We start from the raw sequence: 25,961 nt of genomic DNA on the forward strand, positions 1-25,961 counted from the left end.
GGGGCGACAATCAGGCCCGAGCCCCTGGCCAGGTCCAGCCGGCATCCGGGAGTATGGCGGGGTGGGAGCCGACGTCGACCTGGTGGTACCGGTCAAGACCCTGGAACGGGCCAAGACCCGGCTGGTCGGCACCCGGCTCGACCGCCCGGCGCTGGCCCTGGCGTTCGCGCTGGACACCATCTCCGCGGCGCTGCCGGCCGTCCGCCGTGTGGTGGCCGTCACGTCGGACCCCTCGGTCATCGCGGAGTTGCTGGCGCTCGGCGTCGAGTCGATCCCCGGTCCGGAAGGCCTGAACGAATCCCTGCGCCACGGCTTCGACGTCCTGCGGTCCCGCGACCCCGCCTCGGTGGTCGGCGCCCTCCAGGCCGACCTGCCGGCCCTCCGGACCGCGGACCTCGCCGCCGCCCTGGCCGCCGCCCGCGGTCGCGCGTTCTGCCCGGACCGCCAGGGCACCGGGACGACGCTCCTCCTCTCGTCCCCCGGCGGCGACCTCGCGCCCGCCTTCGGCCCCGGTTCCGCCGCCGCCCACTCGGCCTCGGGCGCCACGCCCCTGCCGGGCCCGTGGCCGTCACTGCGCCACGACGTCGACACCGCCGAGGACTTGCGCCTCGCCGCGGACCTGGGGCTGGGCCCGCGCACCGCCGCCGCCATCACGCCCGTGGGCGGCTGAGACCCCGTTCCCGCATCGGGATGCCGCGAAACCCCGGATCCGCAACGCGACGGGACCACCCCGTCCGCCCGTGCGGCCGGGACTCCTTGGGCTAGCTTTGCCCCGTGACCGACCACCCGGCCAAGCGCGAGCAGGCGACGGTGAGCTCCCACCACCCCGACGGCTCGGCCACCGTGCTGCGCGACGACGGCGTGCTGGTCGACGTGTCGGCCGAAGCCGTCGCCGAAGGCGGTTGGCGCTCGCTGCGCCCCGGCCAGCGGGTCACCCTCGTGCGGGATGCCGCTGGTGACGTGCGCGGCGTGCTCCGCCCGGTGTGACGCGGAGTTCACTTCCTCGTCGGCTCCGCTCAGCGCGCAGCCGCCCTTGTTGAGGGACAATGCTTGTCGTGAGCACGGAAAACACTCCCGACCAGCCCGCGCCCAGGCGACGGACGAGAACGCCGCGGACCACGCCCGCCGCGAGCACCCCTCGCCGGCCGCGCCCGGCCACCCGCCGCGGCGGCGCCGGCACGCGTGCGGGCACGGCGGCGGCCACGGCGGCGCCGCAACCGACCGACGGCGCGTCCCGGTCGTTCCCGAGCTCACCGCCCGCCGTCACCGCCACCGAGGCCCAGGCCGACCTGCCCGACGACCGGTACTTCAACCGGGAGCTGTCCTGGTTGGACTTCAACGCCAGGGTGCTCGCGCTGGCCGAGGACGCCTCCCAGCCGTTGCTGGAGCGGGCGAAGTTCCTGGCCATCTTCGCCTCGAACCTGGACGAGTTCTACATGGTCCGGGTCGCGGGCCTGAAGCGCCGCGACGAGACGGGCCTCTCGGTGCGCAGCGCGGACGGGCTCACCCCGCGCGAGCAGCTGGCGAACATGTCCAAGCGCGCCCAAGGACTGGTCGAGCAGCACGCCAGGGCGTTCCTCGACCACATCCAGCCGGAGCTGGAGAAGCACGCCATCAGCATCGTCAACTGGGCGCAGCTCAGCGACTTCGAGCAGCTGCGGCTGTCCAACTACTTCACCGACCAGGTGTTCCCGGTGCTCACACCGCTGGCCGTGGACGCCGCGCACCCGTTCCCCTACATCTCCGGCCTGTCGCTGAACCTCGCCGTGACCGTGCGCGACCCGGAGGGCGGCGCGGAGCGGTTCGCCCGCATCAAGGTGCCGGACAACGTGCCGCGCCTGGTGCGCGTGGAGAGCGACCGGACCAGCCCGACGGCGACGTTCCTGCCGTTGGAGGAGCTGATCACGGCGCACATGGGCGAGCTGTTCGCGGGCATGCAGGTCATCGAGTGCCACGCGTTCCGGGTCACCCGCAACGCCGACCTGGAGGTCGAGGAGGACCAGGACGAGGACCTGCTCCAGGCGCTGGAGCGGGAGCTGGCGCGTCGCCGGTTCGGGCCGCCGGTGCGGCTGGAGGTCGCCGACGACATGACGGACAACATGCTGGAGCGGCTGCTGCGGGAGATGGAGGTCGACCCGCACGACGTCGTCCAGGTGCCCGGCCTGCTGGACCTGTCGTGCCTGTGGCAGCTCTACAGCGTGGACCGCAAGCAGCTCAAGGACGCGCCGTTCGTGCCCGCGACGCACTCGGCGTTCGGCGAGCGCGAGACGCCCAAGAGCATCTTCGCCACCCTCCGCGAGGGCGACGTGCTGGTGCACCACCCGTACGACTCGTTCTCCACGTCCGTCCAGCGGTTCATCGAGCAGGCGGCGGCCGACCCGCGCGTGCTGGCCATCAAGCAGACGCTGTACCGCACGTCCGGCGACTCCCCGATCGTCGACGCGCTGATCGACGCGGCCGAGGCGGGCAAGCAGGTCGTGGCGCTGGTGGAGATCAAGGCGCGGTTCGACGAGCAGGCGAACATCAAGTGGGCGCGCGCGCTGGAGAAGGCGGGCGTGCACGTCGTCTACGGCCTGATGGGGCTCAAGACGCACTGCAAGACCTCGCTGGTGGTGCGGCAGGAGGGCTCGCGGATCCAGCGGTACTGCCACATCGGCACCGGCAACTACAACCCGAAGACGGCCCGGCTGTACGAGGACATCGGCATCCTGACCGCCGAGCCGACCATCGGCGCGGACCTCACCGACCTGTTCAACGTGCTCACCGGGTACGCCCGGCAGGACCACTACCGCAGCCTGCTCGTCGCGCCCTACGGCGTGCGGCGTGGCATCGTGGAGCGCATCGAGCGCGAGGTCGAGCACGCGCGGGCCGGTGCGCCCGCCGGTGTGCGGATCAAGGTGAACTCGCTGGTGGACGAGCAGGTCATCGACTCGCTGTACCGGGCGTCGCAGGCGGGCGTGCGGGTGGACGTGGTGGTGCGCGGCGTGTGCGCGTTGAAGCCGGGCATCAAGGGGCTGTCGGAGAACATCCACGTCCGATCCGTCCTCGGCCGGTTCCTGGAGCACTCGCGGGTGTTCCACTTCGTCGGCTCGGCCGAGCACTGGATCGGCAGCGCCGACATGATGCACCGCAACCTGGACCGGCGGGTGGAGGTGCAGCTGCGGGTGACCGACCCGAAGCTCACCGCGCAGCTCGACGCGATGATGGACTCGGCGTTGGAGCCGACCACGCGGTGCTGGGTGCTGCAACCGGACGGCGAGTGGGAGGCGTCGCCCGCGGACGGCACCAGGGTGCGCGACCACCAGACCGAGATGTTGCGCACCCACCGCGCGATCGGGTGAGACGGTGATCCGGGCAGCGGGCGCCGTGCTGTGGCGCGAGGGTTCCGTGGCGGTCGTGCACCGGCCGCGCTACGACGACTGGTCCTTGCCCAAGGGCAAGCTGGACCCCGGTGAGACCGTGCCGGCGGCGGCGGTGCGGGAGGTGCTGGAGGAGACCGGGTTCCACGCCGTGCTGGGGCGGCACCTGCGCCAGGTGTCGTACCGGGCTTTCGGCAAGCCGAAGGTCGTGGACTACTTCGGCGCGCAGGTCACGTCGGGTGCGTTCACGCCGAACGACGAGGTGGACGAGCTGCGGTGGGTGCCGTTGGCCGAGGCGGCTTCGCTGGTGACGGCGGACACGGACCGCTCGGTGCTGGCGGCGTTCGCGGCGGAGCCCCCCGACCTGGCGACGGTGCTGCTGGTGCGGCACGCGAAGGCGGGCAAGCGGGACAACTGGCCCGGTGACGACGACCTGCGGCCGTTGAGCTCGGCGGGGTGGCGGCAGGCGGGCGGGTTGCGGTCGATGCTGCCGTTGTGGGGGCCCGTGCGGGTGCACGCCGCGCCCCGGGTGCGGTGCGTGGAGACCGTCCAGGGGGTGGCGGAGGACTTGGGCATCGGCGTGCTGCTGGAGCCGAGGTTGTCCGAGGAGGGGTTCTGGCCGGACCGCGAGGCCGGGTTGGTGCGGCTGCTGGAGATCGCCGACGGCGCCGGGACGGCGGTCGTGTGCAGCCAGGGCGGGGTGATCCCGGACATCGTCTCCACCCTCGCCGACCTGGGCGGTCTGTCGTTGGACGGCACGCCGTGCAAGAAGGGCAGCGCGTGGCTGCTGGCGTTCCGGCGGCCGGAGCCGGGCTGGTCCACTTCGGACTCGCACACGTCCTGGCCGCGGCTCGTCTCGGCGCACTACTTCCCCACCGCGCTGCCCACCCCGACCGCCTGACCCGGCCCGCTGGTCCGGTCGGGTCACTAGTCCGGTCGGGTCACGCCGGGAGCCCGTTCGGGCACCGCGGGTTCACCGGCGGTCGGCAATTCGTTCGCGCGTGCCGGGCACCCGGCACGTTCCGAGCATTCAAACCAGGTCTTCCGAACGCAGGACGCGCTCAGGGCCCGGTGCGCGTCCGCACCGGGCCCTGAGCGTGTGTTGCGTGCCTGGCCGGTGATCACCCGGCCCGACTTCACTTCTTCTTGGCCGGGGCCTTCTTCGCCGCGGCCGCCGGCTTCGCGGCTGCGGCCGTGGTGGCCTTCGCCGCCGGAGCCTTCGCCGTGGTGGCCTTCTTCGCCGCCGCGGGCTTGGCCGTGGTCGCCTTCGCCGTGGTCGCCTTCGCCGTCGTCGCCGCCGCCGTCGTCGCCTTCGCGGCGGTGGCCTTGGTCGCGGTGCTCTTGGCAGGCGCGGCCTTGGTGGCGGTGGCGGCGGGCTTCGCAGCCGCGGCGGTCCGGCGGGTCGCCGGCGCCTTGGTGGCTGCCGCAGCAGCACGCGTGGCCGTACCGGTGCTGCGCGTCGCGCGCGCAGTGGTGGTACGAGCGGTGGTGCTGCGGGTCGCCGGCGCCTTCGTCGCGGCGGCCGGCTTGGCCGCCGCACCGGTGGCGGCGGCGGGCTTGGCGGCCGTGACGCGCGGCAGCTTCTTCGTGCCGCTGATGACGTCCTTGAACGTCGAACCCGCGCGGAACGCGGGCACGTTGGTCTTCTTGACCTTCACGGTCTCACCGGTGCGCGGGTTGCGAGCGGTGCGTGCCGCACGGGCGCGCTTCTCGAAGACACCGAACCCGGTGATGTTGACCTTCTCGCCCTTGTGGACGCTGCGGACGATGACGTCGACGATGCCGTCGACAGCGGCAGCGGCGTTCTTCTTGTCGCCGAGGCGCTCGGCGAGCGCCTCGATGAGCTGGGCCTTGTTCACCGTCAGTCCCTCCCAGGACGCTCACGGCCCTAGTAGTCGGGCCGACTGAATGCCCACGGTAAGCCCACATGCAAGGAAATACCAATCGCCACGCCAGATTTGTTGTTGTGGCGTGGGCAATTACGACCTGTCGAGGGACACCCCGGCGGCCCGCGGAGGGATCGAAGGGGCCGGATTCCCGCTGATCGGAGGGAATGCGACCCCTTCGCCGGTCACCCCGCGGGCAGCGGATCGGTAGTCGGCAACCAACCCTGCCTGCGCTGCTCGAACTCCGTGATGTCGTCGGCGTGCCGAAGGGTCAGGGCGATGTCGTCCAATCCCTCCAGCAGCCGCCAGCGGGTGTACTCGTCGACGGTGAAGGGCGCGGTGAAGTCCTTCGCCACAACCGTGTTCAGGGTGAGGTCGACGGTCACCTCGACGCCCGGCTCGTTCTCGAGCAGCTTCCACAGCAATTCGACATCCGACTGCTCGCACTGGGCCGCCACGAGACCCTGCTTGCCCGCGTTGCCCCGGAAGATGTCGGCGAACCGGGACGAGATGACCACCCGGAAGCCGTAATCCATGAGCGCCCACACGGCGTGCTCGCGGGACGACCCGGTGCCGAAATCGGGCCCGGCGACGAGCACGCTGCCCGCCCGGAAAGCTTCCTGGTTGAGCACGAACTGCTCGTCGCCGCGCCAGGCGGCGAACAGGCCGTCCTCGAAGCCCGTGCGGGTCACGCGCTTGAGGTAGACGGCCGGGATGATCTGGTCGGTGTCCACGTTGGACCTGCGCAGCGGAACGCCGACCCCGGTGTGCCTGGTGAACGCATCCATGTTCCTAGAACTCCCTCAGACCAGGTCGGCGGGCGACGACAGCGTGCCGCGCACGGCGGTGGCGGCGGCCACGAGTGGCGAGACCAGGTGGGTGCGACCACCCTTGCCCTGCCTGCCCTCGAAGTTGCGGTTGGAGGTCGACGCGCTGCGCTCGCCCGGCTTGAGCTGGTCCGGGTTCATGCCCAGGCACATCGAGCAGCCGGCCTGCCGCCACTCGGCCCCCGCCGCCAAGAACACTTCGTGCAGTCCTTCGGTCTCGGCCTGCGCGCGCACCCGCATGGACCCGGGGACGACGAGCATCCGGACGCCGTCGGCGACCTTGTGGCCGCGCAGGACGTCCGCCGCCGCGCGCAGGTCCTCGATGCGGCCGTTCGTGCACGAGCCGAGGAACACCGTGTCGACGTGGATGTCGCGCAGCGGGGTGCCCGGCTCCAGCCCCATGTAGGTCAGCGCCTTCTCCGCGGCCACGCGCTCGTTCTCGTCGACGATGGCCTCGGGGTCCGGCACCGACGCGCTCAGCGGCAGGCCCTGGCCCGGGTTGGTGCCCCAGGTGACGAACGGCGTCAGCTCGTCGGCGTCGAGGCGGACCTCGGCGTCGAACTCGGCGTCGTCGTCGGTGCGCAGGGTCTTCCAGTACTCCACGGCCGCGTCCCAGTCCGCGCCGGTCGGCGCGTGCGGACGGCCCTGGACGTAGTCGAACGTGGTCTGGTCCGGCGCGATCATGCCCGCGCGGGCGCCCGCCTCGATCGACATGTTGCACACGGTCATGCGCGCTTCCATGGACAGCGCCTCGATCGCGCTGCCCCGGTACTCCAGGACGTAGCCCTGACCGCCGCCGGTGCCGATCTTCGCGATCACCGCGAGGATGACGTCCTTCGCCGTGACGCCGGGCCGCAGCTCGCCGTCCACCGTGATGGACATGGTCTTGAACGGCCGCAGCGGCAACGTCTGGGTGGCCATCACGTGCTCCACCTCGGACGTCCCGATGCCGAACGCCAACGCGCCGAACGCGCCGTGCGTCGACGTGTGGCTGTCACCGCAGACGACCGTCATGCCGGGCTGGGTCAGGCCCAGCTGCGGGCCGACGACGTGCACGATGCCCTGCTCGGCGTCGCCCATCGGGTGCAGCCGCACGCCGAACTCCGCGCAGTTCTTGCGCAGCGTCTCGACCTGCGTGCGCGAGACCGGGTCGGCGATGGGGAGCTCGATGTCGATCGTCGGGACGTTGTGGTCCTCGGTGGCGATCGTGAGGTCCGGTCGGCGGAGCCCTCGCCCCGCCAGTCGCAGGCCGTCGAACGCCTGCGGGCTGGTCACTTCATGCAGCAGGTGGAGGTCGATGTAGAGCAGGTCCGGCTCCGCGCCACTGCCGTGGCGCACGACGTGTGCTTCCCACACCTTCTCCGCGAGCGTGCGGCTCATCGCAACTCTCCCAAGATCTGGACAGTCGATAGATCTGGACTTCCCAGACAGTGGGAAGTTAGTATCGGCTTGTGGGACAGCATAGCGGGATCGGCGTGCTCGACAAGGCAGTGGCCGTCTTGAACGCCGTCGCGAAGGATCCGTGTGGGCTCGCCGAGTTGTGCAACCGGACGGGCTTGCCGAGGGCTACCGCGCACAGGTTGGCGGTCGGGCTCGAGGTGCACCGGTTGCTGCGACGGGGTTCCGACGGCCGCTGGCGCCCGGGCGCGGCACTGGCGGAGTTGGCGGGCGGTGCCACCGACCCGTTGCTCGACGCGGCGTCCTCGGTGCTGCCGAGGTTGCGCGACATCACGGGCGAGAGCGTCCAGTTGTACCGGCGTGACGGGATGCAGCGGATCTGCGTGTCCTCCGCGGAACCACCGAGTGGTTTGCGCGACACCGTGCCGATCGGCTCGCGATTGCCGATGACCGCGGGTTCCGGCGCGAAGGTATTGGCGGCGTGGTCCGATCCCGGAACCCAACGCTCCGTTCTCGCCGACGCCGTTTACGGCGAGCGCACATTGTTGGAAGTCCGCCGGCGCGGCTGGGCGCAATCCGTGGCGGAACGCGAACCGGGCGTGGCGAGCGTTTCCGCGCCGGTCCGGGACAGCACGGGCACGGTCGTCGCCGCGGTCTCCGTTTCGGGCCCCATCGACCGCATGGGCCGCCGTCCGGGCGCCCGCTGGGCCGCCGACCTTCTAGCCGCCGCCGAAGCCCTCCAAAGCCGCCTCTGACCCACTAATCCGCCCCAACAGCACTGGACAGCGCCCTCGCCGCACCAAACCCGGCGGGGGCGCTGCCATCTCCCACGTCACCAAGTCACCCGGGGGTGCAGGGGGCGAAGCCCTCCTGCCCGGGGCCCGGGGGTGGACCCCCGGTGTAAATGCGAAAGATCCCTGTTTCGCGTCAGCGAAACAGGGATCTTCCTGATCTGTAGCCCCGATGGGATTCGAACCCACGCTACCGCCTTGAGAGGGCGGCGTCCTAGGCCGCTAGACGACGGGGCCAGGAACTTTCAATATTCACTTGAGCAGATCTTGTCTTGCTGTCCTGCGTTGCGAGTAGCTTACCACACTTGGTTTCGCACTTCGCAGCTGGGGTACCAGGACTCGAACCTAGACTAACTGAACCAGAATCAGTCGTGCTGCCAATTACACCATACCCCATTGGTTTCCCGGTTCGACTCCCCGTCGGTCTTGCTCAGGGGGCCTCTCCGTTCCGCCGGGAGGAATACTAGACCACGTACCCGGCGGAACGGAAATCGGGGTCACGCCGAGGCGGCGGAGAGCTCGCAGACCAGCAGTTCCGGCAGCTCAGCGAGGCTGCTGATGGCGGCGATGCCGGCGGGCAGCGCGCCTTCGCGCGGACCCTGGCGGTTCAGCCACACACCCCTCATGCCCGCGTCGCGCGCGCCGATCGCGTCGGCGTGCAGGCGGTCGCCGATGTGCACCGTGTCACCGAGGTTCACCCCGAGGTCCGCGCACGCGGTGTCGAAGATCACCCGGTCCGGTTTGGCCGCCCCGACCTCGCCGGCGATGAGGACCGTGTCGAAGTACTGCGCGAGCCCCAGCGAGGCGATTTTCACCCGTTGGTGGCGCCCTGAGGCGTTGCTCACGGCCGCCATGGGCAGACCGGTGGCCCGCAACCACTCGAGGCAGGGCACGACGTCCGGGAACAACCGCCAGCCGGACGCGAGGACTTCCTGCCGGCGCAGTTCCCGGCGGGTCGCCTCCTCCTGGTCCAACTCCTCGCCGAGGGCCGCGAAGAAGGCACGGGTGCGGATGTTGCGCATCGTCTCGTACTCGAGCTCGCCGGCGAGGAGGCGTTCGCAGTGCTCGTCCGTGATGCGCTGCCACAGCGGCCAGGCGTCGGCGTTGCCGACCATCGCGGCCAGGGCGGCCCGGGACGAGGTGCTGTAGTCGACGAGGGTGTCGTCGACGTCGAGGCACACCGCCCGGATCTCGCCGGTTCTCCGAGGGGTGGAAGTCGGGGCTGCGGTTGTCACCCCGTGAGGCTAGGTGCGGTCACCCCTCGTCCGACTCGACCAGAGAGGTGATATCTAGGGGTTCTTGCACGGTCAAGCACCCCTGAACCGACCGAACGAACCAGTCAGATTGCCCCGAGCGCGCGGCGCAATCGCCCGATCGAGCGACTCTGACCCAGTAGTTCCATGGATTCGTAGAGTGGTGGCGAGACGGTACGGCCCGTCACACCGACCCGCACCGGGGCGTACGCCTTGCGCGGCTTGAGGCCCAATCCGTCCACAAGCGACACCTTCAGCGCCTCCTCGACGGCGGCGGCCGTCCACTCCGGAAGCGGCTCCAGGGCGGCGATGGCCGCTTCGAGCACGGGCCGGGCGTCCGGGCCGAGCGCCTTGGCGGCGGAGTCCTCCTCGGGCGCGAAGTCCTCCTCCGCGACGAACAGGAACCGGACCATCCCGGACGCTTCGGACAGCACCACGAGCCGCTCCTGCACGAGCGGCGCGACGCCCGACAGCAGGGCGACCTGCTCCGGCGTCGGCTCGGCGGGCAGCACGCCGTCCTTGACCAAGTGGGGCAGCACGCGGCTGATGAAGTCCTCCACCGGCAGCGCGCGCAGGTGCGTGGCGTTGATCGCCTCGGCCTTCTTCAGGTCGAAGCGGGCCGGGTTGGCGCTCACCTTGTCCAGCTCGAACGCCTCGACCAGCTCGGCCACGGTGAAGATGTCGCGGTCCTCGGCGATGGACCAGCCGAGCAGCGCCAGGTAGTTCAGCAGGCCCTCGGGCAGGAACCCGCGGTCGCGGTAGAGGAACAGGTTCGACTGCGGGTCGCGCTTGGACAGCTTCTTGTTGCCCTCGCCCATCACGTACGGCAGGTGGCCGAACTCCGGCGTGAACGTGGTCACGCCGATCCGGGTCAACGCCTGGTACAGCGCGATCTGGCGCGGGGTCGACGGGAGCAGGTCCTCGCCGCGCAGCACGTGCGTGATGCCCATCAGGGCGTCGTCGACCGGGTTCACGAACGGGTACAGCGGGTCGCCGTTGGCGCGCACCAGCACCGGGTCGGGCGTGTTGCCCGCCTTGAACGTGATCTCGCCGCGCACGAGGTCGACCCACGTGATGTCCTCGTCGGGCATCTTCAGGCGCAGCACCGGCTCCCGGCCCTCGGCGCGGAACGCGGCCCGCTGCTCCTCGGTCAGGCCGCGGTCGTGGCCGTCGTAGCCCAGCTTCGGGTCCTGGCCCGCGGCCTTGCGGCGGGCCTCGATCTCCTCGGCCGTGGAGAACGACTCGTACAGCTCGCCCGCCTCGAACAGGCGCTTGGCGATGTCGGCGTAGAGGTCGCGGCGCAGGCTCTGCCGGTACGGCGCGTGCGGGCCGCCGATCTCGGGGCCCTCGTCCCAGTCCAGGCCCAGCCAGCGCATGGCTTCCAGCAGCGAGAGGTACGACTCCTCGGAGTCGCGGGCCGCGTCGGTGTCCTCGATCCGGAACACCACGGTGCCGCCGGTGTGGCGGGCGTACGCCCAGTTGAACAGGGCGGTGCGGATGAGCCCCACGTGGGGCGTGCCGGTCGGCGACGGGGAGAAGCGGACGCGGACCTCTGGAGATGCTGCTGATGCGCTCATGACCCGATCAGAGTATCGGGCTTGACCGGGGCGGCGCGCAGGAGCATCCTGAAGTTATTCAACCGGTGTTGAAAACAAGGGGGGTGGCTCGTGGAGAGGACTGGGGTCGTGGTCGTCGGGGGTGGCCCGGCGGGCATGGTGGCCGGGTTGTTGCTGGCCAGGGCCGGTGTCGGGGTGACGGTGCTGGAGAAGCACGGCGACTTCCTGCGCGACTTCCGCGGCGACACGGTGCACGCGTCGACGTTGACGCTGCTGGACGAGCTGGGCCTGGGGCCGTCGTTCGCGGCGGTGCCGCACCAGCTCGTGGACCGGATGCAGGTGCTGCTGGACGCGGGCCCGCAGACGATGGCCGACCTGCGGAGGCTGCCCGGGGCGCACAAGCACATCGCGTTCGTGCCGCAGTGGGACTTCCTCGACCTGCTGGCCGACGCGGGCAGGCGCGAGCCGTCGTTCGACCTGCGGATGAGCACCGAGTTCACCGGCCTCCTCAGGGAGGGCGGCAAGGTGACGGGCGTGCGCTACCGCACGGCGTCGGGCGGGACCGGCGAGCTGGCCGCGGACCTGGTCATCGCGGCCGACGGCCGCGGTTCGCTGGTGCGCGAGCAGCTCCGGCTGCCGGTGCGGTCGTTCGGCGTCCCGATGGACGTGTGGTGGTTCCGGCTGCCGCGCGAGGAGGGCGAGCTGAGCGGCGCCACCGGCAGGTTCGGCCGGAGCGACGGGCTGGTCCTGATCAACCGGGGCGACTACTTCCAGTGCGCGTACCTGATCCGCAAGGGCACCGACGAGGTGCTGCGGTCGGAGGGGGTGGCCGCGTTCCGGCGGCGGATGGTGGCGCTCGTGCCGTGGCTGGAGGAGCGGCTGGAGACCCTGGAGTCGCTGGACGACGTGAAGCTGCTCGACGTGAAGCTCGACCGGTTGCGCCGCTGGCACGCCGACGGCGTGCTGTGCATCGGTGACGCGGCGCACGCCATGTCGCCCATCGGCGGTGTCGGCATCAACCTGGCCGTGCAGGACGCGGTGGCCGCCGCGACCCTCGTGGCCGCGCCGCTGCGCCGGGGCGAGCTGGACGAGAAGGTGCTGGCCAAGGTGCGGCGCAGGCGGTGGCTGCCCACCGCGGTGACGCAGGCGATCCAGCGGCGGATCCAGGACTCGTTCCTCAAGCCGACGCTGGCGGGCACGTCGAGCGCGGCCGAGGGCCGGGTGCCGCGGCCGATCCGGCTGATGCAGCGGTTCCCGCGGCTCCAGGTCGTGCCCGCCTACCTGGTGGCGATCGGGCTGAGGCCCGAGCACGCGCCGGAGTTCGCGCGGCGCGCGCCCGAGCGCATCGAGCGGAGCTGACGCCTCAGCGGTTGGTGACGGTGTTCGTCAGCGTGCCGAGGCCCTCGACGGTCACCGAGACGGTCTGCCCGGCGGTCAGCGGGCCGACGCCGGCGGGGGTGCCGGTGAGGATCACGTCCAGCGGTCGCAGGGTCATCACCGAGGAGATGTACTCGATCAGCTCGGGGATGTCGTGCAGCAGCAGCGAGGTGCGCGAGTCCTGCTTGACCACGCCGTCCACCTCGGTGCGGATGGCCACGTCGGACGCGTCGAACTCGGTCTCCACCCACGGCCCCAGCGGGCAGAACGTGTCGAAGCCCTTGGCCCGCGTCCACTGGCCGTCGGCCTTCTGCAGGTCGCGCGCGGTGACGTCGTTGGCGATCGTGTAGCCGAGGATCGACTGGCGGGCGCGCGAGGCGGGGATGTCCCGGCCGCCGACGCCGACGACCACGGCCAGCTCACCCTCGAAGTCGACCCGCTCGGACACCGCGGGCAGCTTGATGTCCGCGTTCGGCCCGATCACGGCGGTGTTGGGCTTGAGGAACATCAGCGGGTTGTCGGGCACCTCGTTGCCCAGCTCGGCGGCGTGCTCGGCGTAGTTGCGGCCGATGGCCACGATCTTGGGCGGCAGGAACGGCGCCAGCAGCCGCACGTCGGCCAGCGGCCAGCGGCGACCGGTGAACGTCGGGTTGGCGAAGGGGTCGTCGGCGATCTCGACCGCGGTGAGGTCGTCGCCGTCGCCTTCGATCGCGGCGAAGGCGAGGCCGTCGGGTTGGGCGATACGGGCAATGCGCACGGAGATCACCCTAACCGGCGGCTGGAAACCCCACCGCGCGTGCCTAGCGTCGGAGGGATGCGAACCCTGCTGCTCGTACTCGCCCTGCTCGCCGCCGTGGCCACGCCCGCCACGGCGGCCACCGCCGCGCTGCCGACCCCGCTGGAGGCCGGCACCGCCCTCTCCACGGGGAACGGCGCGCGCTGCGCCAACGGCTTCAACGTCCGCGGCCACTTGATCGTGTCACCGTCCTGCGGGGTGGTCGGCGCCGTCGTCCGGGGCCCCGGCGCGGTGGACGTCGGTCCGATCGTCGCGGTCCGGCCGGCCTACGCGATCGTCCGGATCACCAACACCGCCGCCTGGGTCCAGCGGCCCACCATCGCCGGTCGGTCCGGCGCCATCACCGGTTCGGCGGAGACGCCCGTCGGCGGCCAGGTGTGCGCGGCGGGCCGCACCACCGGGTTGCGGTGCGGCGCCGTGCAGGCCAGGAACGTCACGGTCAACTACCCGGAAGGGGTCGTCTACGGGCTGACCAGGACGACGGTGTGCACCGAGCCCGGCGACCAGTGGGCCCCGGTCTTCACCGGCTCGCAGGCCCAGGGCCACTCGCTCGGCGGCAGCGGCAACTGCTCGGTCGGCGGCTCGTCCTTCTTCTACCCGCTCAACCGGATCCTGGCCGAGAACGGGTTCACGCTGGTGACGGGCTGACCCGCAGCGCCTTGTGCACGAGCGCGTCGCACAAGGCGAGCCAACTGGCCTCGACGATGTTGCCGTGCACGCCCACGGTGGTCCACTCGCGCTCGCCGTCGGTGGACTCCACGAGGACGCGGGTGACGGCGTCGGTGCCGTGCTGATCGGTGAGGATGCGCACCTTGTAGTCGTTCAGCTCCACCGCGTCCAACCACGACAGGTGGGGCAGGAGCGCCTTGCGCAGCGCGGCGTCCAGCGCGTGCACCGGGCCGTTGCCCTCGGCGGTGGCGATGACGCGCTCGCCCGCCACGTGCACCTTGACCGTGGCCTCGGACACGATCGAGCCGTCCTGGTGGTGGTCGAGCACGACGCGGTACGACTCCAGCGCGAACGGCGGCGTCTCGAGGTCGGACATCTCCGCCTTGAGGAGCAGCTCCAGGGAGGCGTCGGCGGCCTCGAACGACCAGCCGCCCGCCTCCAGCTCCTTGACCTTGCGCACCACGTTGGTGAGCGCGTCGGGCCGGCGGGTCAGGTCGATCCCGAGCTCACGTCCCTTGAGCTCGAGACTGGCCCGACCCGCCATCTCGGTGACCAGCACCCGCATGTCGTTGCCGACGGTGTCCGGATCGATGTGGTTGTACAGCTCCGGGTCCACCTTGATCGCGCTCGCGTGCAGCCCCGCCTTGTGGGCGAAGGCCGACGACCCGACGTAGGCCTGGTGGGTGTCGGGCGCGATGTTCGCGATCTCGGCCAACGCGTGGGAGACCCGGGTGAGCTCGGCCAGCGACTCGTGCGGTAGCACCTGAAGGCCCAGCTTGGTCACGAGGTTCCCGACGACGGCGAACAGGTCCGCGTTGCCCGCCCGCTCGCCGTAGCCGTTGGCGGTGCACTGGACGTGGGTCGCCCCCGCCTGCACCGCGGCAATGGTGTTGGCCACCGCGCAGGACGTGTCGTCCTGGCAGTGGATGCCGACCCGGAAGCCCGTGCGGGCGACCACGTCGGCGACGGTCTCGGCCAGGCCCAGGGGCAGTTGGCCGCCGTTGGTGTCGCACAGCACGACGACGTCCGCGCCACCCTCCACCGCGGACTCCAGCACGCGCAGCGAGGTGTCGGGGTCGTGGGCGAAGCCGTCGAAGAAGTGCTCGGCGTCGAGGAAGACCCGGCGGCCCTCGTTCACCAGGAAGGCGACGGTGTCGCGGACCATCGCGCAGTTCTCCGCCACGTCGGTGCGCAGGGCCTTCTCGATGTGCCTGCGGTCGGACTTGGCGACCAGCGTCACGACCGGCGTCCGCGCCTCCAGCAGAGCCCTGACCTGGGCGTCCTCCTCGACCTTGACGCCGGCCTTGCGGGTCGAGCCGAACGCGACGAGCTGCGCGTGCTTGAGCGTGAGCTCCCCCGCCGCCGCCCTGGCGAAGAACTCCGTGTCCTTCGGCATGGCACCCGGCCAGCCACCCTCGATGAAGCCGACGCCGAGCGAGTCGAGCAGGCGGGCGACGGCCAGCTTGTCGTTGACCGAGTAGGAGATGCCCTCGCGCTGGGCACCGTCCCTCAAGGTCGTGTCGAAGACGTGGAATGAATCGCCGAGGGGGGTCACGAGAGGGCTCCTGGGGGTCTGGAGAAACAAAAAGACCCCCCGCAGGATGCGAGAGGTCGGCGCGTCGGGTGCTTCGAGGGAGCACTACCCGACGCGCTGGGAAATAATGGTCGCGGTGTGGAGAGCCACGTCGCCGATGGTGCCACAACCCGTCCGCGGATACCAAGCCACGGACGGGTTGTCCCACATCATGGGTGGTAGCTAGCGGCCAGGAACCTGGCGAACGCCTCGATCGCGGCGGGGTTGCGCGGGCTCTCCACCAGTGCCGCGTACGGCAGCACGAAGAAGCGCCCGTTCTTGACCGCGGGCACGTCGGCGAGCGGCGGGTAGGACTCCAGGAACGCCCGCTTCTCGTCCGGTGTGGTCGCTTCCCCGTCGGCGTAGTCGTTGATCAGCACGACGTCCGGCGCGCGGTCGACGACGGCCTCCCAGCCGACCGTGGTCCAGCTGTCGTCGAGGTCGCCGAAGATGTTGTCGCCGCCCGCCTTGCCGATGATGTCGTGCGGCGCGGCGTTGCGGCCCGAGGTGAACGGCTGGTCGAGGCCGCTGTCGTAGAGGAACACCTTCGGCCGGTGCTGCCCGACCAGCTCCTCCGCGTCCTGCACCTGCTTGCGGTAGCCCGCGATGAGGCCCTCGGCCTTCTCCTCCACCCCGAAGACCCGGCCCAGGTTGCGCAGGTCGGTGTACAGGGCGTCCAGAGGCGGCATGATGCCGCGCTGCTTGCCGACGCCGTTGCGGCACGCCTCGGTGAGCTGGTAGGTGGCGATGCCGAGGTCGGCCAGGGCGTCCGGGGTGACACCGGTCGCCTCGGAGAAGCCGTAGTTCCAGCCCGCGAAGACGAAGTCCGCCTTCGCGCCCTGGACGATTTCCTTGGTGATCTGCTCGCCGAGGTTCGGCACGCGGTCGAAGTCCGCTCGCCACGGTGAGGAGGCGACGTCGCGCGCCTGGCCGCCGCCGATGACGTAACCGGCCATCCGGTCGCCGAGGCCGAGCGCGAACATGAGTTCGGCGATGCCGGTGTCGTTGGTGACCACCCGGGAGGGTTTCGCGTACGCGACCTCCTGCCCGCAGTTGGTGACGGTGACCGTGCCGGTGGCGGCGGTCGGTGCGATCTGCGCGCCGCAGCCCGTCGTGACGACGAGGGCGAGGGCGACGAACTTCTTCACTTCGGCAGGCTCCCTAGTGCTCGAACAGCAGCTGTGGCACGCCGCTGGTGGGGTGGCGGACGACGTGCGCGCGGACGTGGAAGACCTCGCGCAGCACTTCGGGGGTGAGCACTTCGTCCGGTGTGCCGCTGCGCACCACCCGGCCGTGGTCGAGCACGTGCAGTCGGTCGCAGTAGGCGGCGGCGAGGTTGAGGTCGTGCAGGACCGCGAGGACGGTCACGTCCAGGCTCCGGACCAGCGAGAGGACCGCGAGCTGGTGGTTGATGTCGAGGTGGTTGGTGGGTTCGTCCAGGACCAGCACCTCCGGCTCCTGGGCCAGGGCGCGGGCGATGAGGACGCGCTGGCGCTCGCCGCCGGACAGGCTGAGGAAACCGCGGTGGGCGAGGTGCGAGGCGTCCACTCGGGACAGTGCGCCGGCGACGACCTCGTCGTCGCGCTCCGGGGTCGTGCGGTGCGGGAGGCGTCCCATCGCGACGACCTCGGTGACGGTGAAGTCGAACTCGACGTGGCTGTCCTGGGTGAGCGCGGCGAGGTGCCCGGCGGTGTCGCGGACCTTCATCGCGGCGATGTCCCGGCCGCCGAGGCGGACCACTCCCCCGGACGGCGCGAGCGCCCGGTACACGCAGCGCAGCGTGGTGGACTTGCCGCTGCCGTTGGGCCCGATGACGCCGTGCACCTCGTGCTCCCCGGCGTGCAGGTCGACGCCGTGGAGGATGTCGGTGACGGTGAGGTCTTCCAGCCGGACGTCCATCAGCGACCGCCGAACACGTAGCCGCGGCGGCGCATCAGCAGGATGAAGCACGGCACGCCCAGCGCGGCCGTGATGACGCCGAGCGGCAGTTCCTCGGGTGCGGCGAGCAGGCGTGCGGCGACGTCCACCCAGATGAGGAAGCACGCGCCCGCCAGCGGTGCGACGGCGAGCACCTTGCGGTGGTCCGCGCCGACCGTGAGGCGCACCAGGTGCGGGAGCATGAGGCCGACGAACCCGACCGCGCCGCTGACCGCGACCAGCACGCCGGTCATCGCGGCCGTGACGCCGAACAGCGCCTTGCGGGTGCGGAGGACGTCGATGCCGAGGGTGGTGGCGGTCTCGTCGCCCATGGAGAGGGCGTTGAGGTGCTTGGCGCGGGTCCGGAGGTAGGCGACGCCGGCCAGCACGACCGCGGCGGCGACGGGCAGCGAGCCCCACGTGACGCCGCCGAGGCTCCCGAGCAGCCAGAACATCGCGGCGCGCGCGGCCTCACCGCGTGGCGACTGGAAGACCAGCAGCATGGCGACGGCGGAGAAGCCGTAGGCCAGGGCGGTGCCGGTGAGCACCAGGCGCAGCGGGGCGAGGTCGCGGCCCGCGACCACGTAGACCAGGGCCATCGCGGCGAGCGCGGCGAGGAACGCGGCCGTGGACAGGGCGTAGACGCCGAGCGAGGCGAACAGGCCCGTGGTCACGACGGCGGTGGCGCCGACGCTCGCGCCGGAGGAGATGCCCAGCACGTACGGGTCGGCCAGGGCGTTGCGGACCATGGCCTGGATGGCGACGCCGACCACGGACAGGCCCGCGCCGACGACGGCGGCGAGCAGGACGCGGGGCAGCCGGATGTCCCACACGATCCGGTAGGGACCGGCTTCGGCGGCGTCGATCGTGCCGCCGGTGAGGGCGGCGGCGAGGTAGCGGAGGACGTCGCCGAACGGGACGCTCACCGGCCCGAGCGCGACGCCGGCGACGACCGAGGCGGCGAGGACGGCCGTGAGGACGAGGCACAGGCCGGTGGTGGGCGGGCGGCGCGGCGTCGACGGGGTGCGCGTCGGGGGTGAGGTGCGCGGCGGCGGTGGGGTGCGCGGCGGCGGTGGGGTGCGCGGCGGCGGTGGGGTGCGCGGCGGCGGTGGGGTGCGCGGCGGCGGTGGGGTGCGGTCGGTCGGGCCGCGGTTGCTGGTGGAGGTCACCGGTCGCCTTTCGGACAGGTGGCCCAGACCGGCCACCCGCACCCGCTCGCGGCAGGCCGGCGCACCCGTCCCGCAGACCACGGCAGGAGTTGGAGCTTCTTCCCACCGCCCACGGGTGATCGGGCTCGCCGAGCCTGCTGGAGCGCTCGGCCTACCGTTGCGGGTCAGCGCCGGAATTCGACCGGACTTCCCCCACGGGCGGCACCGGCGACCATACGGCCCGTGACGCGGTCAGGGCCACCACGACGTCGCCGTGGTGGCCCTGATCACGTGTTCCGAGCGTTGAACTCGGGTGTCCCGAACGTAGGACACGCGTGTTCCGAACGTAGGACCCGCGCGCCTCGAACGGAGGACTCCCGGGGTTAGGCCGTCCTCACGTTCGAGGAGACCAGGGCGGCCAGGCGGTCGCCCACCGCGTAGGTGGCGCCCGGCGACGAGTGGTCACGAGTCGCCAGATCAAAGGCCACCGACGCCTCGATCCGCCGCGCGGCCTCCGACTCGCCCAGGTGGTCGAGCATCAGCGCCACCGACAGCACCGCGGCCGTCGGGTCGGCGATGCCCTGCCCGGCGATGTCCGGCGCGCTGCCGTGCACCGGCTCGAACATGCTCGGGTTGCGCCGCGTCACGTCGAGGTTGCCCGACGCCGCCAGCCCGATGCCGCCGGTCACGGCCGCCGCCAGGTCGGTCAGGATGTCGCCGAACAGGTTGTCCGTCACGATGACGTCGTACCGGCCCGGGTCGGTCACCAGGTGGATCGTCGCCGCGTCCACGTGCTGGTAGGCCACCGTCACGTCCGGGTGCTGCAACGACACCTCCTCCACCACTCGCGACCACAACGACCCGGCGTGCGTGAGCACGTTGGTCTTGTGCACGAGCGTGAGGTGCTTGCGCGGCCGGTTCGCGGCACGGGCGAACGCGTCGCGCACCACCCGCTCCACGCCGAACGACGTGTTGATCGACACCTCGGTCGCGATCTCGTGCGGCGTGTCCTTGCGCAGGAGGCCGCCGTTGCCGGCGTACAGCCCCTCCGTGCCCTCGCGCACCACCACCATGTCGATCTCGGGCGGATCGGCGATCGGGCTGCGCACACCGGGGTAGAGCCGCGCCGGGCGCAGGTTCACGTGGTGGTCGAGCTCGAACCGGAGCCGCAGCAACAGGCCGCGTTCCAGGATTCCGCTCGGCACCGACGGGTCGCCCACGGCGCCGAGCAGGATCGCGTCGTGCTGGCGGAGTTCCCCGAGCACGGACTCCGGCAGCAACTCACCTGTGGCGTGCCAGCGCGCCGCGCCGAGGTCATAGCGGGTGATCTCGGCCGCCGGAACGACCTCACCGAGCACCTTCAGGGCCTCGGCGACGACCTCGGGCCCGATCCCGTCTCCTGGGATCACTGCGAGCCGCATCCACACACCTCCCAGGTATAAGTCCCATTGCGCGGGACTAGTTTCCTTTGCGAAAGGCTACCGGTCCGAGGCGGCGAAACCGCACTCGGAACACCCCTCCGTGGTCATATCTCCCGGACTGCGGGACACCCGAACGGTCCAGTGCACCCGTTCGGTCGTCACCCGATGCGCGTAAACGGCTCTGGCCGGCCGGGGCAACCCCCGACCGGCCAGAGCGGTGCACGTCGATCAGGCCACTGCGCGGACGGCCGGGCCGACCGTCGTCCTCGCCCGGATCTTCACCACGTCCGCCTTGTCACCCGAGGCGTTGTGGTGGTGCAGGACCAGCAGGCTGTCCGAGCCGTCGGCCGCCGCGGCGGCCGCGTCGTGGTTGACCACCAGCGCGGTGGCCGGACGCGCCCGGTAGGACAGCGCGGCGTCGCCGCCGCCCTGCACCCACAGGCCGGGCTTGAGCGGGTCGAACGACAACGCGTCCGGGATCGAGTCGACCAGGCCGTTGGACGCGCCCGGCGCGACGTAGAACCCGGCCACGCCGACCTGGTAGCCGATCCGCGAGGTGTCCGCCGACGCGTCGATGCCCAGCGCGGACAGCAGCACGGGCAGGACCACCACGTTCGTGTCGAACACGTTCGTGTCGACGTCGCCGAACTGGCCGTTGACGCCCTGGAGGTCGACCGTGTCGCCCGTGCTCAGGTCCACCGTGGCCGCGACCAGCAGGTCCGTGTCGGTCAGCTTGGTCGCGTACACCTCGTAGTCGAACGTGCCGTCGCCGTTGATGTCGATGTCGACGAACGGGATGGTGTTGCTGCCCAGGTTGTACCAGTTGCCCCAGGTCGAGAGGCCGAACGCGAGCAGCGCGTTCTCCGGCGTGCCCTGCGCCCTGGCCAGCGGCGCGGTCGAGGCGACGCCCACGTGCCGCAGGTCGCCGCCCTTGGCGGTGTCGTTCAGCACGCAGTTGTCGGTGACGTTGCGGCGGCACTCCGGCAGCTGCGGCGAGGTCGCCTGCAGCTCCAGCACGCTCACCAGGGACTGGTAGGCCCCCTGGTCGACGCCCCGGCCGGTCAGGTTCAGCACGCCCTGGCCCTTGCCGCCGATCCGCACGTTGTTGACCACGTTGATGTCGGCCACCGGCTTCGGCGCCGAGTAGACCGGCACCCGCAGGGCCACCGAGGAGCCGGACGTCGGCGTGAGCACGACCCGGCCCGACGCGTCGGCCAGGTACTGGCGCGGCACGTCCAGGTGGTTCGCCTCGATCGTCGGGTCGGCGGTCTTGCGCAGCGCCTTCGGGTCGTCGACCTTCAGCGTGACGGTGACCCGGGCGACGCCGCGCGGGCTGAGCCGCACGGTGTTCGCGGACAGCTCGTAGCGCACGCCCGGGATCTGGGTCAGCGCCTCGTAGCCCACCGCGTAGTCCACCCACTTGGTGGACTTGTTGACCACCTTGATGGTCTTGGTGAGGCTGACCGGCGCGGCCACCTCGACCGTGCCGAACGACGCGGACACCGCGCCCGGGTTGTCCTGCACGTAGGCGAGGACCTGGTTCTCGACCGCGGCCTTGCCGTCGACGCGGCCGGCGCCGACGCGGTTGGGCGCGTAGGTCTTGCCGTCGGCCTTCACGTCGTGGCCGGCGGTGTTCATGACCGCGGCCTTGACCTCTTCCGGCGTCCAGTCCGGGTGGACCTGGCGCACGAGCGCGGCGATGCCGGCGATGTGCGGCGCGGCCATCGACGTGCCCGAGTTGACCATCGTCTGGTTGCCGGAGCCGACCAGCGCGGAGGCGATGGTGTCACCGGGCGCGGCCACGTCCGGCTTCACGACCGGGCCGCGCACGCCGCGCGAGGTGAACGAGCTCGGGGTGTCGCTGATGGACTGGTCGTAGGTGGGCAGCGAGGTGCGCAGCTCGCCCGCCTGGCGGACGGCCAGCGTGCCCGCGGCCAGCGCCGGGCGCAGGGCGGTGGTCGCCGAGCCGGTCAGCTGGAACACCGGGATCGCCGCGTTGCCGGAGATGCCCGCGTTGAAGTGCTCCAGGTTCGAGGTGAACAGCGCGCCGACGGCGCCGGCGGCGGTGGCGTTGTTGGTCCGGCCGACCGAGCCGCAGCGACGCGTGGCGTCGTTGTCGTCCCACTCCAGCCACACCACCTTGCCCGCGACGGCGGCCTTGTCCGCGGCCGAGAACGGCAGGCAGCCGTCCTTGTTGGCGGCGTCGCCCATCCCCGCGACCGGGGCGGTGAGGTTCAGGCCCTCGTAGTTGAACGCCACGCTGTACTGGCCGGGCTTGCGGCCCGCGGCGCTGCCGGGCGCGGTGACCTCGACCGCGTCGCGCAGCACGTAGGCGTCACGGGTGCTGGCCACGGTCAGCGCCTCGGGGGTGCTGCCCGGCGAGCCGCCGATGTCGTACAGGTCGCCGCCGTTGCCCGCGGAGAACACGGTCAGCACGCCGGAGGCGTTGAGCTTGCGCACGAACAGGCTGTCCGGGTCGTCCGGGGCGCCGTAGTCCGAGCCGAGCGACAGGTTGACCACGTCGAGGTGGTCGGAGAAGTCGCCGTCGCCGTCCGGGTCGAGCGCCCAGTCCAGGGCCTGCGCGGTGACGTTGGTCGAGCCCTCGCAGCCGAAGACCTTCAGCGCGTACAGCAGGCCCTTCGGCGCGGTGCCGGGGCCGATGCGCATCGCGTCCAGCGCCTCGGGGGTGAGCTTGGTGTAGTCGCCCTTGAAGGTGGAGCCGTCGGCGTTGACGCCGAAGCCCGCCGCGGTGCCGGCGACGTGCGAGCCGTGGCCGTTGCAGTCGAGCGGGTTCGGGTCCGGCTTCGGGGTGTTGATCGCCGGGTCGTCGCTCTCGCCGTCGTAGGCGTTGCCGACGAAGTCGTAGCCGCCGACCACCTTGGCGGTCGGGAAGTACGAGGCGTCGACCGCGGTCTCGTCGATCGCCTGGAAGGCCTCGATGGTGCCGGGGCCCGCGAAGTCGCTGTGGGTGTAGTCGATGCCCGTGTCGATGATGCCGATGCGGGTGTCGTCACCGAGCTTGCCGTACTCCTGCCACGCCTTGAGCGTGTTCGTCAGCTGCACGGCGGTGGAGTTCTGGCGGGACTTCGGCACCACGGTGCGCACGGACTTCACGTCCGCGCGCTGGGCCAGCTCGCGCACCTTCGTGGCGTCGGCCTGCACGACCACGCCGGGCACGCCGTTGGCGGTGCGGAACAGCTCCTTGGTGGCGGAGTCCTTGCCCTTCAAGGCGTCCACCACGACGTCGGTGACCCGACGGGTGTCGTTCCTCGTGGCCTTGGCGGCGTCCTTGGCCTGCTGCTTCGTCGCGCCCTGGCCGGTCTTCTCGGCGAACGCGTCGACGGCGGGCTTGGCCTCCAGCTCCACGAACGCGGTGACCCTGCCCTTGGCGGCCGTCAGCCGGTCGGACACCTTCAACTGCAACTTGCCCGCGTCCAGACCGCGCGCGTTCGCGACGGACGGCGCCAGTGGATCTTCCGCGGCCAGTGCGGTACCGGCGGTGGCTCCGGCGACGAGTATCGCGGCCAACACCGGTACGGCAGATCTGGCGACAACGCGAGATCGGCTCACAACGTGCCCCAAGCGAGGTCGGATTCGACCGGGCAGGCAGCGTCGTCTCCAGTGGGGGCACTGCCCGCGTGGTGCCGTGCCCTCTACGGCACCGGGTCAACCTCGTGCGAGGAACCTAATCGCTCGATCGAGCCGAACAGTTAGCCCGAACGAGTGATGGCAACCACAGTTTTGACAACTAACGGTGAATGTGACACCGCCGAGACCTGCGACGATATACATCGACAGGTCTCGGCGGCGTTACTCCGATCCAGGGACTACGCGGTCACTCGAAGTTGACCGCGCGCACCGTGCGCGCACCGACGGCCGCGCCGATCGGGTCGAGCACCGCGGTGTCCACCGGGCGGTCGACGCGCAGCAGCATGAACGCGTCCGCGCCGTCCTTGGTCTGGCTGATCTGGGCGGCCTCGACGTTCACGCCCGCCTCGCCGAGCAGCGTGCCGACGGTGCCCATCACGCCCGGCCGGTCCGGGTACTCCAGCAGCAGCACGTTGCCCTCGGCGCGCAGGTCGAAGCCGCGGCCGTTGATGCCGACCAGCTTCTCGACCTGGTCCAGGCCCGTGAGCGTGCCGGAGACCGTGATGACCGCGCCGTCCGCCTGCACCGCGCGCACCGTGACCAGGCTGCGGTGGTTGGCGCTCTCCGGCTCCTTGACCAGCTCGACGCTCACGCCGAGCGAGGTGGCCAGCGCCGGCGCGTTGACGAAGGTGACCTGCTCCTCGACCACGCTCGAGAACACGCCGCGCAGCGCCGCCAGCGGCAGCACCGCCACGTCCTCGTTGGACAGCTCGCCGCGCACCTCGACGGTGACGCTCGTCGGGGCCTTCGCGCTCAGCGCCGCGACCACCGTGCCCAGCTTCTGCACCAGCGGCAGGTACGGGCGGACCTCCTCGCCGACCACGCCGCCGCCCTGCACGTTCACCGCGTCCGGCACGAAGTCGCCGGCCAGCGCGAGCAGCACCGACTTGGCCACGTCCGTGCCCGCCCGGTCCTGCGCCTCCGTGGTCGACGCGCCCAGGTGCGGGGTGACGACGACGTTCGGCAGGCCGAACAGCGGGCTCTCGGTGGTGGGCTCGGTGGAGAACACGTCGATGCCCGCGCCGCCGACCTGACCCTCCTTCACGGCCTCGGCCAGCGCCTCCTCGTCGACCAGACCGCCGCGGGCGGCGTTGACGATGATCACGCCGCGCTTGGCCTTGGCCAGCTGCTCGGCACCGATCAGGCCCTTGGTCTCCGGGGTCTTCGGCAGGTGGATGGAGATGAAGTCGGCGCGCTCCAGCAGCTCCTCCAGCGTCACCAGCTCGATGCCGAGCTGCGCGGCGCGGGCGGCGCTGACGTACGGGTCGTAGGCGATGAGCTCGGTGCCGAAGGCCGCGATGCGGGCGGCGAACAGCTGGCCGATCTTGCCCAGGCCCACCACGCCGACGGTCTTGCCCTGGACCTCGACGCCGTTGAACTTGCTGCGCTTCCACTCGTGGTCCTGCAGCGTGGCGTGCGCGGCCGGGATCTGGCGCGCGGTGGCGAGCAGCAGGGCGACCGCGTGCTCGGCGGCGCTGACGATGTTCGAGGTGGGCGCGTTGACGACCATGACGCCGCGCTCGGTGGCGGCGGGCACCTCGACGTTGTCGAGCCCGACGCCCGCGCGGGCGACGACCTTCAGCTTGGTGGTCGCCTTGAAGACCTCGGCGTTCACCTTGGTGGCGGAGCGGACCAGGAGTGCGTCGGCGTCGGCGACGGCTTCGAGCAGCGCGGCACGGTCGGTGCCGTCGACGTGGCGCACCTCGATGCCATCACCGAAGACGTCGAGAACGGACGGTGCGAGCTTCTCGGCGATGAGGACAACGGGCTTGGTCACGGACGTCGCTCCCGGAGGTGTGAACGGGTGGGGAGCGCGGGGCCGTCGAGCAGGTCGTCACCCGCGCCGGCCGGCCACGGCAATGTGTCCGGGTTGTTAACGAGCATAGTCAGCGCCCGGCCGGTGCTTGACACCCGGGTGCCCCGTTTCACCTGCTGGAACACGGTACGCGCGTCCTACTTGGACCACCGCGCCGGCCCGGGCGTTCAACTCGGGGTACCCGGGCGTTCGACACGCGGGACGCGAACGTACGACACGCGGGTCACCAGGGTTCGTCGAACTCGCCGTCCTTGACGCCGAGGATGAAGGCCTCCCACTCGGCGGGCGTGAACACCAGCACCGGGCCGTCGGGGTGGGCGGAGTTGCGCATCGCCGTGTAGGTCACGCCGTCGGTGTGCTCGACGAACGCGATCTCGACGTGCTCCTCCTCGTCCTCCGCGCCCTCGTCGCTGCGGATCCACTCGGCCGCGCCGAGGTCGAGGTTGCCGCGGACGTGGGCCTTGTCGTCGTAGATGGGCGCGCTGTCGGTCATGGGGCCTAGGTATACCGGGGCCCGCGGTCGAAA

At 71.3% G+C, this 25,961-nt stretch carries 21 protein-coding genes and 2 tRNA genes; 7 read left to right on the forward strand and 16 right to left on the reverse strand.

All coding sequences use genetic code 11. The features are described from left to right. Positions 1-61: 61 nt before the first annotated feature. The 4 genes from cofC (at position 62) to ACQPYE_RS34255 (ending at position 4,260) form a co-directional block, all read left to right on the forward strand. Positions 62-670 carry a 2-phospho-L-lactate guanylyltransferase gene (gene cofC, locus ACQPYE_RS34240; protein WP_498717232.1) on the forward strand — a complete coding sequence of 203 codons (609 nt, stop codon included), beginning with the start codon at positions 62-64 and terminating at the stop codon, positions 668-670. Positions 671-774: 104 nt separating this feature from the next. Next, positions 775-987 (forward strand): hypothetical protein, encoded by a 213-nt coding sequence (locus ACQPYE_RS34245; RefSeq protein WP_498717233.1) that lies wholly within the window; start codon positions 775-777, stop codon positions 985-987. Between the two features lie 59 nt (positions 988-1,046). Then, positions 1,047-3,341 carry an RNA degradosome polyphosphate kinase gene (locus tag ACQPYE_RS34250; protein WP_498717234.1) on the forward strand — a complete coding sequence of 765 codons (2,295 nt, stop codon included), beginning with the start codon at positions 1,047-1,049 and terminating at the stop codon, positions 3,339-3,341. A gap of 7 nt (positions 3,342-3,348) precedes the next feature. Beyond that, positions 3,349-4,260, forward strand: coding sequence for an NUDIX hydrolase (locus ACQPYE_RS34255; protein ID WP_498723041.1), 912 nt, complete (start codon positions 3,349-3,351; stop codon positions 4,258-4,260). Between the two features lie 235 nt (positions 4,261-4,495). Here the strand turns inward: ACQPYE_RS34255 and ACQPYE_RS34260 are convergent, their stop codons facing one another. From ACQPYE_RS34260 to leuC, 3 genes are all read right to left on the reverse strand, one after another. Beyond that, positions 4,496-5,218 carry an HU family DNA-binding protein gene (locus tag ACQPYE_RS34260; RefSeq protein WP_498717235.1) on the reverse strand — a complete coding sequence of 241 codons (723 nt, stop codon included), beginning with the start codon at positions 5,216-5,218 and terminating at the stop codon, positions 4,496-4,498. A 212-nt stretch (positions 5,219-5,430) separates the two neighbouring features. After that, on the reverse strand, positions 5,431-6,033 hold the full coding sequence (gene leuD, locus ACQPYE_RS34265; protein WP_498717236.1) for a 3-isopropylmalate dehydratase small subunit: 603 nt from the start codon (positions 6,031-6,033) through the stop codon (positions 5,431-5,433). 15 nt (positions 6,034-6,048) lie between these two features. Further along, positions 6,049-7,452 (reverse strand): 3-isopropylmalate dehydratase large subunit, encoded by a 1,404-nt coding sequence (gene leuC, locus ACQPYE_RS34270; protein ID WP_498717237.1) that lies wholly within the window; start codon positions 7,450-7,452, stop codon positions 6,049-6,051. A 71-nt stretch (positions 7,453-7,523) separates the two neighbouring features. On the opposite strand from leuC, the gene ACQPYE_RS34275 reads away from it, so the two are divergent. Further along, a complete protein-coding gene (locus tag ACQPYE_RS34275; protein WP_498717238.1) occupies positions 7,524-8,225 on the forward strand; it encodes an IclR family transcriptional regulator in 702 nt (233 codons plus the stop codon). Positions 8,226-8,425: 200 nt separating this feature from the next. Here ACQPYE_RS34275 and ACQPYE_RS34280 read toward each other — a convergent pair. The 4 genes from ACQPYE_RS34280 to gltX all read right to left on the reverse strand — a co-directional run bounded on the left by ACQPYE_RS34280 (position 8,426) and on the right by gltX (position 11,091). Beyond that, positions 8,426-8,498 (reverse strand) — tRNA-Glu (locus ACQPYE_RS34280). 87 nt (positions 8,499-8,585) lie between these two features. Continuing rightward, positions 8,586-8,657, reverse strand: a tRNA-Gln gene (locus ACQPYE_RS34285). A 101-nt stretch (positions 8,658-8,758) separates the two neighbouring features. Further along, entirely contained in the window at positions 8,759-9,496 is a 738-nt protein-coding gene (locus ACQPYE_RS34290) for an HAD family hydrolase (protein WP_498717239.1), read from the reverse strand. 104 nt (positions 9,497-9,600) lie between these two features. Continuing rightward, positions 9,601-11,091 (reverse strand): glutamate--tRNA ligase, encoded by a 1,491-nt coding sequence (gene gltX, locus ACQPYE_RS34295; protein ID WP_498717240.1) that lies wholly within the window; start codon positions 11,089-11,091, stop codon positions 9,601-9,603. 90 nt (positions 11,092-11,181) lie between these two features. On the opposite strand from gltX, the gene ACQPYE_RS34300 reads away from it, so the two are divergent. After that, positions 11,182-12,429, forward strand: a complete 1,248-nt coding sequence (locus tag ACQPYE_RS34300) for an FAD-dependent oxidoreductase (RefSeq protein WP_498717241.1) — start codon at positions 11,182-11,184, stop codon at positions 12,427-12,429. A gap of 4 nt (positions 12,430-12,433) precedes the next feature. On the opposite strand, the gene ACQPYE_RS34305 is transcribed toward ACQPYE_RS34300, so the two are convergent. After that, on the reverse strand, positions 12,434-13,204 hold the full coding sequence (locus ACQPYE_RS34305) for a fumarylacetoacetate hydrolase family protein (protein ID WP_498717242.1): 771 nt from the start codon (positions 13,202-13,204) through the stop codon (positions 12,434-12,436). A 57-nt stretch (positions 13,205-13,261) separates the two neighbouring features. Here ACQPYE_RS34305 and ACQPYE_RS34310 point away from each other — a divergent pair, with 57 nt between their 5' ends. Next, on the forward strand, positions 13,262-13,891 hold the full coding sequence (locus ACQPYE_RS34310; protein WP_498717243.1) for a S1 family peptidase: 630 nt from the start codon (positions 13,262-13,264) through the stop codon (positions 13,889-13,891). On the opposite strand, the gene cimA is transcribed toward ACQPYE_RS34310, so the two are convergent. The 8 genes from cimA to ACQPYE_RS34350 all read right to left on the reverse strand — a co-directional run bounded on the left by cimA (position 13,872) and on the right by ACQPYE_RS34350 (position 25,928). After that, a complete protein-coding gene (gene cimA, locus ACQPYE_RS34315; RefSeq protein WP_498717244.1) occupies positions 13,872-15,467 on the reverse strand; it encodes a citramalate synthase in 1,596 nt (531 codons plus the stop codon). The two genes, ACQPYE_RS34310 and cimA, sit on opposite strands and share 20 nt — an antisense overlap. 188 nt (positions 15,468-15,655) lie before the next feature. Further along, positions 15,656-16,633, reverse strand: coding sequence for an ABC transporter substrate-binding protein (locus tag ACQPYE_RS34320; RefSeq protein WP_498717245.1), 978 nt, complete (start codon positions 16,631-16,633; stop codon positions 15,656-15,658). Positions 16,634-16,646: 13 nt separating this feature from the next. After that, positions 16,647-17,384 carry a heme ABC transporter ATP-binding protein gene (locus ACQPYE_RS34325; RefSeq protein WP_498717246.1) on the reverse strand — a complete coding sequence of 246 codons (738 nt, stop codon included), beginning with the start codon at positions 17,382-17,384 and terminating at the stop codon, positions 16,647-16,649. Further along, positions 17,384-18,391: a FecCD family ABC transporter permease gene (locus tag ACQPYE_RS34330; RefSeq protein WP_498723042.1), complete on the reverse strand. Its 1,008-nt coding sequence runs from the start codon at positions 18,389-18,391 to the stop codon at positions 17,384-17,386. The genes ACQPYE_RS34325 and ACQPYE_RS34330 overlap by 1 nt, the downstream gene beginning before the upstream one ends. A 542-nt stretch (positions 18,392-18,933) precedes the next feature. Then, positions 18,934-19,971: a 3-isopropylmalate dehydrogenase gene (locus tag ACQPYE_RS34335; protein ID WP_073891631.1), complete on the reverse strand. Its 1,038-nt coding sequence runs from the start codon at positions 19,969-19,971 to the stop codon at positions 18,934-18,936. A 228-nt stretch (positions 19,972-20,199) separates the two neighbouring features. Continuing rightward, the gene (locus ACQPYE_RS34340; RefSeq protein ID WP_498717247.1) at positions 20,200-23,541 is read right to left on the reverse strand and encodes a S8 family peptidase; all 3,342 of its coding nucleotides are present in this window, start codon (positions 23,539-23,541) and stop codon (positions 20,200-20,202) included. Between the two features lie 265 nt (positions 23,542-23,806). Next, positions 23,807-25,396, reverse strand: a complete 1,590-nt coding sequence (gene serA / locus ACQPYE_RS34345; protein ID WP_498717248.1) for a phosphoglycerate dehydrogenase — start codon at positions 25,394-25,396, stop codon at positions 23,807-23,809. A gap of 262 nt (positions 25,397-25,658) precedes the next feature. Beyond that, positions 25,659-25,928, reverse strand: a complete 270-nt coding sequence (locus tag ACQPYE_RS34350; protein ID WP_123745878.1) for a DUF397 domain-containing protein — start codon at positions 25,926-25,928, stop codon at positions 25,659-25,661. Positions 25,929-25,961 lie beyond the last annotated feature (33 nt).

Origin of the sequence: Actinosynnema sp. CA-299493 (genome assembly GCF_050946825.1) — a bacterium.
In the GTDB taxonomy this organism is placed as follows: Bacteria; Actinomycetota; Actinomycetes; order Mycobacteriales; family Pseudonocardiaceae; genus Actinosynnema.